The sequence below is a fragment of the Streptomyces sparsus genome (genome assembly GCF_054776295.1).
This window is the reverse complement of sequence record NZ_BAAHCA010001286.1, coordinates 1-1,082: the sequence shown is the minus strand read 5'-3', so window position 1 is coordinate 1,082 and position 1,082 is coordinate 1. Positions and strand designations below refer to the sequence as shown.

The following is a 1,082-nucleotide window of genomic DNA, read 5'->3' as shown; positions in this document are numbered from 1 at the left end:
CTCTTCCGATCTGCCCTGGGCCGCGATCATGCGGCGCCAGTGGTCCATTGCGGAGCCGTCGGCCAGCGCCTTGGCCGGGTCGGCGACCGGCAGTCCGGCGGCGTCGAGCATCTCGCGGGCCAGGGCCAGCGTCAGCTCCACCACGTCGGCCGGGCCGCCGCCGGCCAGGACCTCCACCGACTCGCGGACCTCCAGCGCGTTGCCGGCGGTGAGGCCCAGCGGCGTGGACATGTCGGTGAGCAGGGCGACGGTGCGCACGCCGTGGTCGGTGCCCAGGCCGACCATGGTGCTGGCCAGCTCGCGGGCGTCCTCGACGGTCTTCATGAACGCGCCGGAGCCCACCTTGACGTCGAGTACCAGCGAGCCGGTGCCCTCGGCGATCTTCTTCGACATGATCGAGCTGGCGATCAGCGGAATGGCCTCGACGGTGCCGGTCACGTCACGCAGGGCGTAGAGCTTCTTGTCGGCGGGGGCGAGCCCGTCACCGGCGGCGCAGATGACCGCGCCGACGTCACGGAGCACGTCCATCATGCGCTCGTTGGACAGCAGCGCCTGCCAGCCGGGGATCGACTCCAGCTTGTCCAGGGTGCCGCCGGTGTGGCCCAGGCCGCGTCCGGAGAGCTGCGGTACCGCGGCGCCGCAGGCGGCGACCAGCGGGGCGAGCGGCAGGGTGATCTTGTCGCCGACGCCGCCGGTGGAGTGCTTGTCCGCGGTCGGGCGCGGCAGCGACCGGAAGTCCATGCGCTCGCCGCTGGCGATCATCGCGGCGGTCCAGCGGGCGATCTCGGCCCGGTCCATGCCGTTCAGCAGGATCGCCATGGCCAGCGCGGACATCTGCTCGTCGGCGACGGCCCCGTGGGTGTAGGCGTTGATGACCCAGTCGATCTGCTCGGGACTCAGCGGCTGCCCGTCGCGCTTCGTGCGGATGACAGAGATCGCGTCCATGAATGCTCCTTTGCGGGTCGGGCGGAGTGCGGGCTGCGGGGCGGGGCGGGGCGGGGCGGGGCGGAGTAAGGCTGCGGGCTGCGGGCCCGCGGAGCAGGAGTGCCGGCGGGGTACGGGCCGGCCCTGGCTCGGAAGCG

At 72.9% G+C, this 1,082-nt stretch carries 1 protein-coding gene; it reads right to left on the bottom strand.

Annotation, left to right across the window (positions count from 1 at the left end):
• A partial coding sequence (locus ACYVE9_RS27940; protein WP_461030677.1) for a thymidine phosphorylase occupies window positions 1–945 on the bottom strand: 945 nt, incomplete at its 3' end.
• Window positions 946–1,082: the final 137 nt, after the last annotated feature.